Annotated in this window: 13 protein-coding genes; 10 read left to right on the plus strand and 3 right to left on the minus strand. The window is 34.7% G+C overall.

Annotated elements, in window-relative coordinates; genetic code table 11:
* Window positions 1-92 precede the first annotated feature (92 nt).
* The gene (locus tag ACQ5H4_RS18445) at window positions 93-971 is read left to right on the plus strand and encodes a carbohydrate ABC transporter permease (RefSeq protein ID WP_430776460.1); all 879 of its coding nucleotides are present in this window, start codon (window positions 93-95) and stop codon (window positions 969-971) included.
* 18 nt (window positions 972-989) lie between these two features.
* Window positions 990-1,886, plus strand: coding sequence for a carbohydrate ABC transporter permease (locus ACQ5H4_RS18450; protein WP_430776461.1), 897 nt, complete (start codon window positions 990-992; stop codon window positions 1,884-1,886).
* A gap of 394 nt (window positions 1,887-2,280) precedes the next feature.
* On the opposite strand, the gene ACQ5H4_RS18455 is transcribed toward ACQ5H4_RS18450, so the two are convergent.
* Together ACQ5H4_RS18455 and ACQ5H4_RS18460 are read right to left on the minus strand one after the other, a co-directional pair.
* Window positions 2,281-3,444 carry an endo-1,4-beta-xylanase gene (locus ACQ5H4_RS18455; RefSeq protein ID WP_430776462.1) on the minus strand — a complete coding sequence of 388 codons (1,164 nt, stop codon included), beginning with the start codon at window positions 3,442-3,444 and terminating at the stop codon, window positions 2,281-2,283.
* Window positions 3,445-3,751: 307 nt separating this feature from the next.
* Window positions 3,752-4,738 (minus strand): glycoside hydrolase family 43 protein, encoded by a 987-nt coding sequence (locus ACQ5H4_RS18460; RefSeq protein WP_430776463.1) that lies wholly within the window; start codon window positions 4,736-4,738, stop codon window positions 3,752-3,754.
* Between the two features lie 169 nt (window positions 4,739-4,907).
* Here ACQ5H4_RS18460 and ACQ5H4_RS18465 point away from each other — a divergent pair, with 169 nt between their 5' ends.
* Complete coding sequence (locus ACQ5H4_RS18465; RefSeq protein WP_430776464.1) at window positions 4,908-5,828, plus strand: AraC family transcriptional regulator; 921 nt, start codon at window positions 4,908-4,910, stop codon at window positions 5,826-5,828.
* Between the two features lie 138 nt (window positions 5,829-5,966).
* On the plus strand, window positions 5,967-6,443 hold the full coding sequence (locus tag ACQ5H4_RS18470) for a hypothetical protein (protein ID WP_430776465.1): 477 nt from the start codon (window positions 5,967-5,969) through the stop codon (window positions 6,441-6,443).
* A gap of 531 nt (window positions 6,444-6,974) precedes the next feature.
* Here the strand turns inward: ACQ5H4_RS18470 and ACQ5H4_RS18475 are convergent.
* Window positions 6,975-7,469 (minus strand): hypothetical protein, encoded by a 495-nt coding sequence (locus tag ACQ5H4_RS18475; protein WP_430776466.1) that lies wholly within the window; start codon window positions 7,467-7,469, stop codon window positions 6,975-6,977.
* A 454-nt stretch (window positions 7,470-7,923) separates the two neighbouring features.
* On the opposite strand from ACQ5H4_RS18475, the gene ACQ5H4_RS18480 reads away from it, so the two are divergent.
* From ACQ5H4_RS18480 to ACQ5H4_RS18505, 6 genes are all read left to right on the plus strand, one after another.
* Complete coding sequence (locus ACQ5H4_RS18480) at window positions 7,924-8,838, plus strand: sugar phosphate isomerase/epimerase family protein (RefSeq protein ID WP_430776467.1); 915 nt, start codon at window positions 7,924-7,926, stop codon at window positions 8,836-8,838.
* A gap of 76 nt (window positions 8,839-8,914) precedes the next feature.
* Complete coding sequence (locus ACQ5H4_RS18485) at window positions 8,915-10,006, plus strand: sugar ABC transporter substrate-binding protein (protein WP_430776468.1); 1,092 nt, start codon at window positions 8,915-8,917, stop codon at window positions 10,004-10,006.
* A 70-nt stretch (window positions 10,007-10,076) separates the two neighbouring features.
* On the plus strand, window positions 10,077-11,594 hold the full coding sequence (locus ACQ5H4_RS18490; protein WP_430776469.1) for a sugar ABC transporter ATP-binding protein: 1,518 nt from the start codon (window positions 10,077-10,079) through the stop codon (window positions 11,592-11,594).
* Window positions 11,581-12,567, plus strand: a complete 987-nt coding sequence (locus ACQ5H4_RS18495; RefSeq protein WP_430776470.1) for an ABC transporter permease — start codon at window positions 11,581-11,583, stop codon at window positions 12,565-12,567. The genes ACQ5H4_RS18490 and ACQ5H4_RS18495 overlap by 14 nt, the downstream gene beginning before the upstream one ends.
* Window positions 12,568-12,569: 2 nt before the next feature.
* Window positions 12,570-13,481, plus strand: a complete 912-nt coding sequence (locus ACQ5H4_RS18500; protein WP_430776471.1) for a ribokinase — start codon at window positions 12,570-12,572, stop codon at window positions 13,479-13,481.
* 77 nt (window positions 13,482-13,558) lie between these two features.
* Window positions 13,559-14,302, plus strand: a complete 744-nt coding sequence (locus tag ACQ5H4_RS18505; RefSeq protein WP_430776472.1) for a DeoR/GlpR family DNA-binding transcription regulator — start codon at window positions 13,559-13,561, stop codon at window positions 14,300-14,302.
* The last annotated feature ends 158 nt before the right edge of the window (window positions 14,303-14,460 follow it).

Consider the following 14,460-nt stretch of genomic DNA (forward strand, 5'->3'; position numbering starts at 1 on the left):
TAATTTATCTTTAAAGGAGTAGAGGGCATATAGAGAATATGCCCTCTATCATTTTATAGGAACGCTTTTCAAAGTAGAAGGGAGTACAGAAAATGAAAAGTGTCATGTCAAACAAATTCGTAATCACTCTTTATGTCCTTCCTGCATTAATATTAATTCTGCTCCTAATTTATATCCCAATCGTACTAACTGGCTATTATGGTTTAATGGACTGGAATGGAATCGGGAAGATGAAGTTTATCGGATTAGAAAACTATATCGAGTTAGTCCAAGACAAAAAATTTTGGCAAAGTACGTGGCATTCTCTTTTGCTTGGTATCTTCTCAACAGTAAGCTTGGTTGGCTATCTTATTTTATCGCTTATATTAGCTAGTAAAATAAAAGGAGCCAATTTTTTAAGAAAGATATACTTAATTCCTATGTTGTTATCATCCGTTGCCATCGGACAACTTTGGGCTAAGATATTTGATCCTACTAATGGAATGATCAACCGGTTGTTAGTGATGTTGGGTGTTGAAAACCCACCACTTTGGCTAGCTGATGCTAACATCGTATTATATGCTCTATTCATTCCTATTGTTTGGCAGTATGCGGGCTTTTATATCATCATTTTCTATGCAGCGTTAAAAAACGTTCCAGAGGAATTGATTGAAGCGGCAAAAATAGATGGTGCAAACCCTATTCAAATAGCTTATAAAATAAAGATTCCTCTAATCATTGGTGTAATAAAAGTTATGGTCATTCTAGCAATTGTTGGTTCTTTAAAGTATTTTGATTTAATTTTTGTATTAACAGGTGGAGGACCAAACGGTGCGAGTGAAGTAATGGCTTCTTATATGTATACAGAGGCATTTAGTAAATACAACTTTGGATACGGAAGTGCGATAGGATTCGGTTTATTGGTCATCTGCCTCATTATGACTTGGCTCATTCAAAAACTATTATCTTCTAAAGAAGATGTGCAATTTTAAGAAGGGGGAGTGAAACCGATGAGTAAAATTGCGTATGAAACAGAACCAAGTACGACTCTAGCGGCACCGTATAAAACTAGTAAAACACTCGGAACAAGAATAGGATACGGAATCCTTTATTTTATCCTAGGTGTAATTGCCATTGTCCAAGTGTACCCGCTGGTGTGGTTATTCCTTTTTTCACTGAAAACGAATCAAGAGGTATTCGGTATGTCCCCGTTCGCCTTTCCACAAAATCCTCAATGGGGAAATTACGTAAAGGCATGGACAGCAGGGCATATTGATGTTTACTTTTTTAATAGTGTCTTATACACCCTTGTAGCGGTGTTACTAACCGTTATTCTTGCTAGTTTCGTAACATTTGCTATTACAAGAATGTATTGGAAACTAAGTGGATTAGTTCTTGGATTGTTTATGGCAGGGTATATGATTCCACTTCATTCAACATTAATTCCACTATTTAATATTTTTAAATCAGTCAATTTAATAGATAATCCCATTTCTATTATTTTGTCTTACGTTGCGTTTAACTTACCTATCACGATTATGATTTTAACTGGATTTTACAGGACCATTCCAAGGGAGATTGAAGAAGCAGCAGTTATGGATGGTTGTTCCGTTCATAGGATATTCTTTCAAATAACATTGCCGATGACCGTTCCCGTACTTTCAACAACTGTCATCATTAACATGATTTATAACTGGAATGAATTTGTATTTGTAAATACTTTCTTGAGTTCGGACAAGTGGAAAACAATTACGGTAGGTGTAAATAACTTTGTTGGGCAGTACTTAACGGATTGGGGAGCTATAGGTGCAACCTTAATGATCAGTATTATCCCCGTATTAATCGCATACTTCCTTCTGAGTGACCGAATCGTTGAAGGCATTGCAGCAGGATCTGTCAAAGGATAAAGGTAAAAAACATAAAAAAGATGCAGTCCAATTCAGTTGCGAATTGGACTGCTAATTTGTTTGCTAATTTAGTTTTTGTACTCGAGGTAGAGATAGGAATTCATAGGCGGAGAAATTCCGGTTAATGTGTATAGTATGGGCTCAAGAAGCAGATATAAGCGGATATATTCCGATTAACTTATCAATATATAACCAAATTGATAGATTAAGATCATATTAGCGGAAAAACTCCGCTTATTTTACGGGAAATGTTGGTATTTCCCGAGATAAGCGGAATTTTTCCGTTTATTTTTAATGTGTCTACCTTAAGGGGAGCCTATCACTTTGTTCCAAGCATTTTTGCTTATCAAATTGCCTGTTAATTTAAGTGTGAAATACCGTTTGAATAGCAAGGTTAGTCCATAATCGACCAATAAGCTGGTTTTACGTTATATTCCGGATCAAACACGAATGGTGCATCTTTTCCTACACCATCGTTATATTGCATGGCTCGATCATCTAACCAAGTATGATTATCAGCGATTCCCCAGAAAGTAACGTTACTGATTTTGTCTCCTAGACGTTCATATATTTCAAAAATAGCATTGTACCGGTCTGCTTGAGCTACCAGTCTATCAGTTGGGATATCAGCATACGTTGGAAAAGCTGGTCTAGGTGGCCAACCATATAGGCTAACATCTAGCTCTGTTATTTGATTGTCTAACCCAAGGTCAGCAAACATATTAATGGAATCTTCAATTTCCTGGTTAGAAGGCCAACCAATTTGAATGTGAGCTTGATGTCCTACACCATCAATTGGAACTCCTTGTTCAAGCATATCTTTTACGAGATTATATAAGTGCGTTCTCTTTGGTGTAACTTCTGTATTGTAATCATTAATGTATAGCTTTGCATCTTTTGCTGCATATCTATTGGCTGTTTCAAAAGCTACTTTAATATATTCATCCCCCGTAATCTTGTACCAAGCAGATTCACGCAGCCCTCTTTCATTTTGTGGAGAATCATCAATCACCTCATTCACAACATCCCAAGATTTCACGTCGTTTTTATAACGTTTTACAATCGTTTTAATATGGGTTTCTAAACGTTTTAACAGAAGTTTTTTATTTTTCTCACGCTGTTTTGGATCTTGCTCATCAACCATATTGTTTCCTTCTTCGTCTAGGAAGAACCACTCAGGCACCTGGCTATGCCAAACAAGGTTATGAAAACGGATGTCCATGCCATTTTCTTTTGCAAACTTAACAATTTTATCAGCTTCGGTAAAGTTAAATTTACCTTCCTCAGGTTGAATATTAATTGGTTTCATAACATTTTCAGCAACAATACTATTATAATGGCGTTTTAATACTTCTGCATCTGTGCCCTGTAATTGATAAGGCTCCACTGCTGCCCCAATAGTGAAGGAATTCTTGTATCTTTCAGCGATAGATGGTACTGATAAAGCACTAGTAGACTGTTCATTTGTCGTTTGTGCAGCGGCAGGGTTCAAACCAACAGGTAATAATAAGGATAAAGCTAATCCTGTAATGAGAGGTTTACGTAATACTTTAAGCATCTGAGATTCTCCTTTTATAATAAAATTTAGAAAGGTAGTTCTTATATATGGATAACTGAACCTCCTTTACGAAAGTTTTAGACAGAGAGAGAAAGGGCTTTCGTTTTTATGAAAGTTATGTAACATGTCATCTGTCTTGAGTTTATTATACCTTCCCCATACTTAGTTTGTATAGTAAATAAACTAAGTATTTTGTGAATTTCGAAAAATGGTTATAGAGTAATAGTGAAAAATTACTATGTTAATCTTTTATGACTCCAAAATAAAAATACAGCTGACCTTATCAGTAAAAGCCAGCTGTTCTTTGTTATTTTTCTTCATAAGGGTCTATTGTTACAATCGTTCCGTCTTCATTATAGGTTAATTCAGTGTATTTGACTGATCGTTTATGATCTACCCCATCTGATAAGGAGCAATCATGATAGAAAAGGTACCATTTATTTTTAAACTGGACAATTGAATGATGGGTGGTCCAGCCGATGACGGGAGTAAGTATTGTACCTTTAAATTCAAAGGGACCATGTGGGTTTTTGCTTACCGCATACACAATCTTGTGAGTGGTACCTGTAGAATATGATAGATAGTAAAGATCATTGTATTTATGAACCCATGGACCTTCAAAATATCTTCGTTTTTCATCACCAGCAAGAATGGGATTTCCATTTTCATCAACTATTGATATTTCTCGAGGCTCACTTTTGAAAGTTAGCATATCGTCACTTAACTCTGCGACTCTTGGCCCTAAAGCTGGTTCTGTATGCGATGGACCTTCACCATCGGGATTAAATGTTCCTGACAGCCATTTTTCCAACTGACCTCCCCAAAGGCCCCCAAAATAAACGTATGCTTTCTCATCCTCATCGACGAATACGGCTGGATCAATGCTGAAGCTACCAGGTATGTAATTTTCCTCTGGTGTAAATGGTCCTGAAGGGGTGGTGCTTTTGGCAACACCAATTCTAAAAATACCCTCTTTATCTCTAGCCGGAAAATATAAATAATACGTGCTGTTCTTGTATGCAGCATCTGGTGCCCAAAGCTGTTTACTTGCCCAAGGAATATCTCTCAAGTGAAGCGCTTCCCCATGGTCTATACATGGTTCGTTTACATCATCCATGGATAACACATGGTAATCTTCCATCGCATATTGATCACCGTTATCGTTTGAAGGCCCATCATGATCCAAATCATGAGAAGGATAAATATAAAGCTTTCCTTCAAAGACATGTGCAGAAGGATCTGCTGTAAAAATATGCGTAACTATAGGCTCGTTAAATTTTAAACTTTTCCCCATAATAGTTCCCCCATACATTATTTAATCGCTTACAAATATAGTATAACCGATGTTAAATAACTTTGTATATTCGAAAAACTAAGTTTTTTTTATAGTATTAAAAAAAGGATTTCTACAAAAAAATGAGTATATAAGTATATATCAAGAAAAGTAGGAGGCCTTGCCTTTTATGAAATATCCATATGAAAGCGCTGTAATTAAAGAAGAGGTTCCTGTTTTCGCATTAATGACGAGTGTAAAGTATGTGGCCATGCATTGGCATGACAGAATTGAATTATTATTAGTGTTAAAAGGGAAAATACATGTGTATGTGGGAAGAGAAGAGTATGTGCTTGAGGAAAATGACCTTTTGCTCATTAACAGTAATGAAGTACATGGTGTTGAATCAGATCAAGAGAATAAACTATTACTTATTCAAATTCCAATAAGATTTATTAAAAGATTTTACAGTAATATCGAAAACGAATCCTTCCAATGTCAGTCCTTTCAGAGTATTGACCAGCAATCCTATAACAAAATTAGGTCTCTGATTGCTGAACTAATGTTAGCTGTAAAAAGGAAAGAAGACAATTATGAAATTAAGGTGCACTCTCTATTATTAGATGTGGTGTATCAACTGGTTACCCATTTTAAGGTGGAAAAGAAGAATATCATAATCAACACAGAAAAAGATATTGAACGGATGAACCGGTTAACCAATTACATACAGCAGCACTATATGAATCCTATAACACTTCAAGAGTTGGCTGATACAGAAGAACTTACGGCTCCCTATCTATCAAGGTATTTCCAACATCATATGGGACAGTCATTTATTAAATATATAAATGGGATACGATTAGAACATGCGGTTCGATTTTTGCTAGAAACCGATCAACCCATCATTCAAATCGCGTTAGAATGTGGCTTTCCAAATTTAAATTCCTTTCATAAACTTTTTAAAGACACGTTTCACACAACACCTCACCAATACCGAAAAAAACAAATACAAAATAACACTTCGATTCGTCCTGTTGAATTAAGTGAGATTAGAGGGTATGAATTTACTGAGGAAGAAGATTACCAGGAACTGTATAAACTTATAGGCTAAGGCTTGCAGGTAGTTAAATACCTACAAGCTTTTTCGTTGAATAGGCTTGGTATATTTTCCTATTAAATAAGTTAAGATAAACTAAGAAGACTTTCATAAGATTATTTTGTTTAGAATACTACTGATAAGGTGGTTTAAATGGAGTTTATGAAATATGAAGGTGAATGGTATGTCTGGACCTTAGTGATCATATCGATAATATTTGTATTAATCATGCCTAAAAAAAATTTAACATGGGTAGGCATTTTTATTACATTTGTTTTTTCAGCAGGTTTGACCTGGACTTTTGATACGATATCAATGTCCACATTTAACTTATTTGATCTAGCTAAAAAAATATCCATTGAGCTAAGTGATGCGTTATTAATTGGCATTGTCCCTGCGAGCATAGCGACCATCTATGTTAATTTTTATAAGCCTCAAAAGGAATGGGTTTTTGTATTATCTTTTACATTGCTATGCTTTGTCTTAGAGTTTGGATTAGTTCAGTTTGGATACATGAAAAATAACGGTTGGAACACATGGTATGGAATACCGGTATACTTTATCATTTTTAAATTCTTTTTTCCTTGGTATTTTAATTTATTAGCAAAGCCATTAGTTAAATCGAGGTAATGAACTAGCAGAGGCATTCCATAAAAGGGATGTTTCTTTTTGTTTTTAAACTAAGTGTTAACTCGTTCAGATGTATATTTCAATTGTTTCGTTGTCCAATAAAAAAACAGAACATGGAGGATAAATACAAAAAGATAAACTAGGAATGAGAAAAGTAAATTCCAATGATTATACTGAAACACATTAAAAAAGGTCGAAATCTGTTCGGATACTGTGCTAAATAAGGCCCAGAGAATTACAACTACCCAAGAGGGAATCTTGTGAAATTTATCATAAAAATAATAGAATAAGTAACCGTATAGGGAATAAACAATTGTATATGTAATCTCATCAAACAACTCATGTGTATTGTCATCAAAACTGTTATAGATATCGAAAGGTTCAATAGCGATACTAGTATCTACAGTACGTCCGATGCAAGAATTTATTAATAATAAAAGAATGAGTAAATGTAGGGGAAAGCGATTTGGTAAGTAGATAAAAATAAGAATTAATCCGCCCATAATTAATAATACGAAGATCTCATTCTCATCAAAGTTTTTTGGAAGAGTTAAAACTTTCATACATTACTCCTGCTCTCGTTAATACTTTTCTATATCCCATGAGTAAGATTATATTTACAATCAAAGCAACTCCCCAGTAACTATATGTAAAACTCAATGACAGATGGCTGATATTTACTAATCTGAACCTTTCAAATACATAGGGAATAGTACTGTGAGCAAAAAGCGAAAGAATAAAAATAACTGTTTTCCCTAAAATGGATCGAATCTTTAGAAAATATATTACGGAGAAAAGAGTTAACATGGGAATTAAAAATGTCATCCCTACTATAATTGTTAAGGCAGATGTAAGCTCTTCTGATATATTAATTACTTTTAGGTTAGCAACGGTTACTAGGATAAATAATTCATTGATCATTGCATTAATCATCCAACATAGTGCAATTTCAACAGGATGCACACCGCTTTTTATAATTAAAATGAAAAGAGAGATTGCGACTAAAATGAAAAAGATAAGAACCAACCTAGTCTCTCCTTTTTTATGCTATTGTTGATCTTTCAATATGATGGAGGCCATAGACTCTTTTGATAAATGGTATTTTCTCCCCTTATCCTGTTCATTTCATCAAATAATTATCCTCTGTTGGAGCTTAATATTTTTTCCTTACTACTAATGAAAGGCATGTCGTAAGAGGTCTTGGCTGTTTAAGCTAAGACCTCTTTTTAGTTGTTTTTTCTGGTAAAAGCAGAGGGGAATTATATGTATTCTATGTGTTGATAGGTAAAAACTGTGTATATCTAATGTGAAAAAATATTAAAAAATATGAAATAAAGTTAAAAAAGATGAAAAAATATGAAAAAAGTTATTGAAATCGCTTTATTATGGTGTTAAATTTAATTCAAGAAATCAGTTACAAGAAGATTCAACAAAAAATTGGAGGCTCACAATGAAATTAGCTACGAGGATAAATTCAATTATGCCCAAGGTCGATGGAGATATTATCAAAGCATTAGAAAAAGTTTCAGAGATTGATGGAATTACATGTGTTGATTTAAATTATCCAGAACATTTTTCAAATTACTCTGTAGATGAAATCAATAAAACGCTAAAAGATTTAAACATGAGTACAAATGGATTAGCTTTAAGGTTTAGAAATCATTTTATAAATGGTGAATTTGGAAACAACAATAAGCTGATTGCTGAAGACGCGTTTACTTTGTGTAAAGAGGCTGCAGATACCTGTAGAGTATTAGGTGGGAAAGTTTTAACTTTATGGTTAGGCTTTGACGGATTTGACTATCCATTTCAAGTTGATTATCAAAAAGCCTGGAGTCAAGTTAGGGAATATGTAACAAAACTTGCTGATTATGCACCAGACTTACAAATCAGTATTGAATATAAACCATACCAAGAAAGATCATATGCATTAATTGATAGTATTGGACTAACGTTGCTAATGGTAAATGAAATTAATCGTGAAAATGTTGGAGTTACAGTCGATTACTGTCATATGCTTATGAAACGAGAAAATCCTGCATATGGATTAAGTCTTGCAGCAGATAAAGGGAAATTATTCGGTGTTCATATTAATGATGGATACGGAACTCACGATGATGGTCTAATGGTTGGGACAGTATCATTAATGCAGACACTAGAATTCATGTATTATTTGAAAAAGTATAACTATGATGGAGCTATCTATTTTGATACATTTCCGATTAGAGAGGAACCACTTGCGGAAATTAGACAAAATGTAAAAGCGATTCATATTATTAGTAACTTAATAGATCAGCTTGGATTAGAAGAAATTGAAAAAACAATTGAGAAAAATGACGCAATCTCAGTAAATAACATGTTCTTTTCAATGTTTGAAATAAAAGTAAATAAATAATTACTAACCTACTAAACACAATTTTTTTTCACAAGAATTGAAAGCGATTACTAATAAATTCTAGGGGGCAAAAAAAATGAAAAGGTCAAAGAAAAATTTATTCGTAACGGGTGTTTTAGCAATTTCTTTAGGATTGACAGCATGTAGTAGCAATAGCAGTAGTGGAAGTGCATCTCCCGATAAAGAAACAGGGGCTTTTAACCCAGATAATGCTGATGGTCAAACTTATGAAGAGGTAAGATCAAGCTTAGGAGAAGTACCTAAATTAACTGAAGATATAAAATTAGGTGCTGTAGCAAAAGCGTTTGAAAATGAATATTGGAGAACATTGAAAGAAGGAATGGAAACAGGGGCTCAAAAGTTTAGTGATAAAGGGATGAACCTTACCATTGATGTTAAATCCCCACAAGGTGAAGCGGATGAAGAAGGACAGCTTGCCATTGTAAAAGATATGATCAACAAAAAGTATAGTGCTTTGTTACTTTCTCCGATTTCAGATAGCAATCTCGTTCCTGGGGTTGAAAGTGCCCTCGAAAAGGATATCCCAGTAATAAACGTTAATGATGGAATTATCAAGGAGGCTCCTAATTTTGTCGGACCAAAAGCAGATTTAAACGGGGAATCAGCTGCAGAATGGATCTCAGAAAAATTAAATGGAGAAGGAAAGGTTGCGATTATAGTAGGAATGCCAAAAGCTTTCGCTGCTAGACAACGGACGTTAGGATTTGAGAATTGGATGAAGGACAATGCTCCAAATATTGATATCGCTGAAAAACAAAATGCGGATTGGGATCGCGCAAAGGCAAAGGATATTGCTGAAACATGGATTAAAAAGCATGGAGATCTAGCTGCTATTTTTGCAAATAATGACACAATGGCTTTAGGTGTGCAAGAGGCGGTAAATGAATCAGGAAAAGATATATTAGTAGTCGGAGTAGATGGAATTGGTGAAGCCTATGACTCTATTCGTAAAGGTGAGTTGGATGCCACTATCGATTCTTTCCCAAAATATAAAGGGCAAATAGCAGTTGAAATGATCATTCGTCAAATGGGTGGACAGGAAGTTCCTAGAGTTATTTGGACTCCACAGGCATTAATTGATGAAACGAATGTAGATACACCTGCTGAAGAGATTATTAATTGGGAAGACCCAACAATAGCAGAGTAACAATATACTAGTTTATACCTATAGTCGAATGAATTGGGTTCGACTATAGGTATGAAAAAGGGGAATCAAAATGGAAAAGCAAACAGAGAGTATTGTTAGGTTTCAGAATATTTCAAAAGTTTTTCCTGGAGTAAAGGCCCTGGATGGGGTGAGTTTTGATATTAAAAAAGGAGAGATACATGCTCTTTTAGGAGAGAATGGAGCAGGAAAATCAACATTGTTGAATACACTTCATGGAGTCAACAATGAATATGTAGGAACGGTAGAAATTCAAGGAAGAACAGTGTCGTATAAAAATGCTAATGAAGCCATTCAGGATGGAATTGTAAAAATTCATCAAGAAGTTAGTCTAATTCCTGATTTAACTGTAGGTCAAAATATTACTTTAGGTCATGAACCAAGAAAAGGAATGTTTATTGACTACAAAAAGCTTCATCATGATGCGAATAAGATCCTCACTAAAATGAAGTGTAACTTTAAAAGCGAAGATTTAGCGAGTACGCTAAGTACAGGAGAAATGCAAATGGTAGCCATCGCTAAAGGATTGTATCATAACGCGAAACTCATATCATTTGATGAGCCATCAGCTTCGCTAACAAATCAAGAAGTACAAACACTTTTTTCTATTATTAACGACCTAAGAGAAAATGGAATAACTATTTTATACGTTAGTCACCGACTAGATGAAGTCTTCGAGATTTGTGATAGCGCGACAGTCCTTCGTGATGGCAGACATATAGATACGTTTCAATTAAAGGATGTTACAAGAGAGCAATTAATAAAAAAAATGGTAGGCAGGGATGTTTCAGCTTATGCGGTAAGAACCAAACCGTCTCCAAAGACTGATGAAAAGGTATTGGAAATAGAAAACCTATGTGTGAATGGAGTATTTGAAAATATTAATTTCCACCTTCATAAAGGTGAAATTTTAGGCTTTGCAGGTTTAGTTGGCTCCAAGAGGACTGATGTAGTTAGAACGATTTTTGGTGCAGAGGAAAAGTCAGGTGGCACTATTAAAATAAAGGGAGTTCCTGTGAATATAAAAAATCCTAGCCAAGGTGTTCAAAAGGGGATTGGACTCATTCCAGAAAATAGAAAAACACAAGGATTTATCAAATTTTTTAATAATGCAAACAATGTAGGTCTTACTAAAATGGAGAAATTCTCTAAGTATGGCTTCGTGAATCATAGAAAGAAAACGGAGAACTGTAATTATTATATCGATGAAATCAACTTAAAACCTAGTAACCCTCATTATATGACCACTAATTTGAGCGGAGGAAATCAGCAAAAAGTAGTGATTTCTAAATGGCTTTCTTCCGATGCAGAGATTTTGATTTTAGATGAGCCGACAAAAGGAGTCGACGTTGGAGCGAAAGCAGAGATTTATAGAGTCCTAGAAGAATTACTTGAAAAGGGAAAATCTATAATCGTCGTTTCCTCCGAGTTGCCTGAAGTGTTAGGTCTAAGTGATCGGATCATTGTCATGCGCGAGGGAAAAAAAGTGAAAGAATTTGAAAATCAAAATCTAACTGAGGAAGATATCCTTCAATATGCTATGGGGGTAAACAAAGATGTTAAAAACTAAGGAATATAGTAGGGAACTCAGCCTAGTAGCAGCGATCTTTATTATGGTTATTGTATTTTCCATTATTGAGCCAGTCTATTTAAGTGGAAGTAATTTACTTGATATTATGGACCAAAGTGTTATTAATGGATTATTAGCTTTAGGTATTACTTATGCAATCATAACAGGTGGAATCGACCTTTCTGTAGGATCCATCTTTGCAATTGTAATTGTAGTTGTAGGTGATTTACTTGTAAGTGGTTTAAATCCTGTCTTAGCTATTATTTGTGGAGTGGGAATAGGTTTTGTTTTAGGTGTATTTAATGGTCTATTAATTACAAAGCTAAATCTTCAGCCATTCATTGCTACTTTAGGAACAATGAGTGCATACAGAGGGATTGCTTATGTTATAACTGGAGGCTGGCCAGTTCTAGATATACCTGAAAATTTCAGATCAATCTTTAACTCAGATATTTTTGGAGCATTTCCTGTGTCAATTCTGGTACTTCTTGCATTTGCTGCTGTTGGACATATCATCTTAAAGTATACCAAACTTGGGACATATATATATGCAATTGGAGGTAATGAAGAAGCTACTCTCTTATCAGGAGTAAATGTTAACAAAAGTAAAATGCTTGCTTATGCCATTTCTGGAGCAGGTGCTGCTTTAGCTGGTATGGTTTTGTTAGCACGCTTAGGGTCAGGAGAGCCAGCAGCAGGTCAAACTTATGAATTAAATGCGATAGCGGCAGCTGCGATTGGTGGAGCTAGCCTGGCTGGTGGAAGAGGGAATATGATCGGTACATTACTTGGAGCCATTTTATTATCAACTCTAAAAGTAGGATTAGTTGTTGTAGGTGTAGATAGTTTTTGGCAATATATTGCAACCGGAGCTATAATTGTAGTAGCAGCTTATTTTGAAGTAATTCAAGGGAAACTAAAAGGTATGAGGGTTGGTAGAAGTAATACCAAAACTATCGAGGTAGGTAAATAGCCATGGAAAAGAATGCGGTTACAATAGTCGGTAGTATCAATTATGACATTATCCTTAAGCAAAAACGACTTCCGGAAATTGGTGAGACTTTTACAGCAGATAGTGTAACTTTCTGTGGAGGCGGGAAAGGAGCCAATCAAGCAGTACAGTGTGCCAAGCTAGGACTGGAAAGTTATATGGTAGGTAAGGTTGGCAATGATCAATTTGGCTCTGAATTAATTGCATCTATGAAAAAGTATGGCTTGAATACGGACTATGTTTCAAAGGCTGATACAAACACTGGACTTGGTATTGTGAACGCAATTTCAGATGGAAGTGTGGTTGCTACCATAGCAAAAGGTGCTAATTACAGTCTGACGATTGAAGATATCGATCAGGCGGAAGGCTTATTTAAGAAAAGCAAAATCGTTATATTGCAATTAGAAATTCCTAAAGAAGTAGTGGAATATACCATTAAAAAGGTGAAAGAGTATAATTGCTATGTGATATTAAATGCTGCTCCTGCAAGTGAAATAGATGTTGATTGTTTAAAACTGGTGGATTGTCTAGTGGTTAACGAAACGGAAGCTAGTTTTTATGCTGGAGAGAGAGTTTCATCGTTAAGAGAGGCTGAAAAGGTTTGTGAAAAGCTTTATCAATATACTAATAATCTGTTAATTATAACTCTTGGTGAAAAAGGCAGTATTTTATATGATGGAAAGAAGACCATTCACATTCCTTGCAGAACAGTAGATGTAGTCGAAACAACAGGAGCAGGAGATTCTTATACTGGGGCATTAGCTTACGGACTTACGAATGAGTGGCAAATTGAAAAAATAGGAGAATTGGCTTCAATAGTTAGTTCAAGAACGGTTACCAAAATTGGCGCTCAAGATGCAATGCCAACACTATTAGAGTTAAACGAATATGTGTGATAAATTATGAAGGTCAATCTTTTGTTCAACTATGAAACTTAACGAAATTTACTAAATATGTATCGAGGTATTAAATCATGATCCCTTATGTCAGAAGAGAAAAAATAATGGATGAATTAGAAAATAAACAAATCCTTTATATTGAAGATCTGTTGAAAATTTTTGATGGGGTCTCTGAATCTACCATTCGTAGGGATTTGAAAATTCTGGAGGATGAAAATTTTATTGTCCTTTTACGAGGTGGAGCAGTTAAATTAAAGCTGGATTCTCATGAAATTCCTGTAGGCACAAAGAAATTACTAAATAAAGAAAGTAAAGAAAGAATTGCAAAATTTGCTGCTTCTTTAGTAGAAGACGATGATGTGATATACATTGATTCAGGAACAACATGCTCAGCGATTGTAAAATACATTGTATCAAAAGGGATTAGAGTAGTTACTTCCAATATCCAGGTGTTGAGTGAGATAAATGGAACTCATATAGAAAACATTACAATTGTAGGAGGAGAGGTTAATAGAAATTTGGATTCTATTTCAGGACCTCTAACAGACTCTTCTTTAAGAAATTTAAACTTTGATAAATCTTTTCTTGGTGCTAGTGGTTTTGGTTTAAATGTGGGGGTAAATACTCCAGACTTTCGAGAAGCTAGTAAGAAAAGTATTGTCAAAATGAACTCAAATAAATGCTATGTACTAGCGGACAGTTCAAAGTTTAATAAAAACACATTATGTAAGGCGTTTGATATTCAAGATTGTTTGCTCATAACAAATAAGCAGATTCCTGAACTTGATGGAACTACTGAATATTATGTTGTTGAATAACAACTACCAAATTAAATTTGGCTAAAATACAACTCAGAAGAAAATAGGAAAAACCCTTGCTTGTTATTTCGCAAGGGTTTTCTTTTCGTATTTGGTGGTAGTACACTCGAAATCCTGACCTCTATGTACCAGAGGGAATTTGTTGAACAATAAAAGTT

The sequence above is a fragment of the Bacillus coreaensis genome (genome assembly GCF_050586445.1).
In the GTDB taxonomy this organism is placed as follows: domain Bacteria; phylum Bacillota; class Bacilli; order Bacillales; family Cytobacillaceae; genus Robertmurraya_A; species Robertmurraya_A coreaensis.

Coding starts and splice junctions, on each gene's coding strand:
- ACQ5H4_RS18445 (WP_430776460.1), top strand. CDS start 93: ATGAAAAGTGTCATGTCAAACAAATTCGTAATCACTCTTTATGTCCTT.
- ACQ5H4_RS18450 (WP_430776461.1), top strand. CDS start 990: ATGAGTAAAATTGCGTATGAAACAGAACCAAGTACGACTCTAGCGGCA.
- ACQ5H4_RS18455 (WP_430776462.1), bottom strand. CDS start 3,444: ATGCTTAAAGTATTACGTAAACCTCTCATTACAGGATTAGCTTTATCC.
- ACQ5H4_RS18460 (WP_430776463.1), bottom strand. CDS start 4,738: ATGGGGAAAAGTTTAAAATTTAACGAGCCTATAGTTACGCATATTTTT.
- ACQ5H4_RS18465 (WP_430776464.1), top strand. CDS start 4,908: ATGAAATATCCATATGAAAGCGCTGTAATTAAAGAAGAGGTTCCTGTT.
- ACQ5H4_RS18470 (WP_430776465.1), top strand. CDS start 5,967: ATGGAGTTTATGAAATATGAAGGTGAATGGTATGTCTGGACCTTAGTG.
- ACQ5H4_RS18480 (WP_430776467.1), top strand. CDS start 7,924: ATGCCCAAGGTCGATGGAGATATTATCAAAGCATTAGAAAAAGTTTCA.
- ACQ5H4_RS18485 (WP_430776468.1), top strand. CDS start 8,915: ATGAAAAGGTCAAAGAAAAATTTATTCGTAACGGGTGTTTTAGCAATT.
- ACQ5H4_RS18490 (WP_430776469.1), top strand. CDS start 10,077: ATGGAAAAGCAAACAGAGAGTATTGTTAGGTTTCAGAATATTTCAAAA.
- ACQ5H4_RS18495 (WP_430776470.1), top strand. CDS start 11,581: ATGTTAAAAACTAAGGAATATAGTAGGGAACTCAGCCTAGTAGCAGCG.
- ACQ5H4_RS18500 (WP_430776471.1), top strand. CDS start 12,570: ATGGAAAAGAATGCGGTTACAATAGTCGGTAGTATCAATTATGACATT.
- ACQ5H4_RS18505 (WP_430776472.1), top strand. CDS start 13,559: ATGATCCCTTATGTCAGAAGAGAAAAAATAATGGATGAATTAGAAAAT.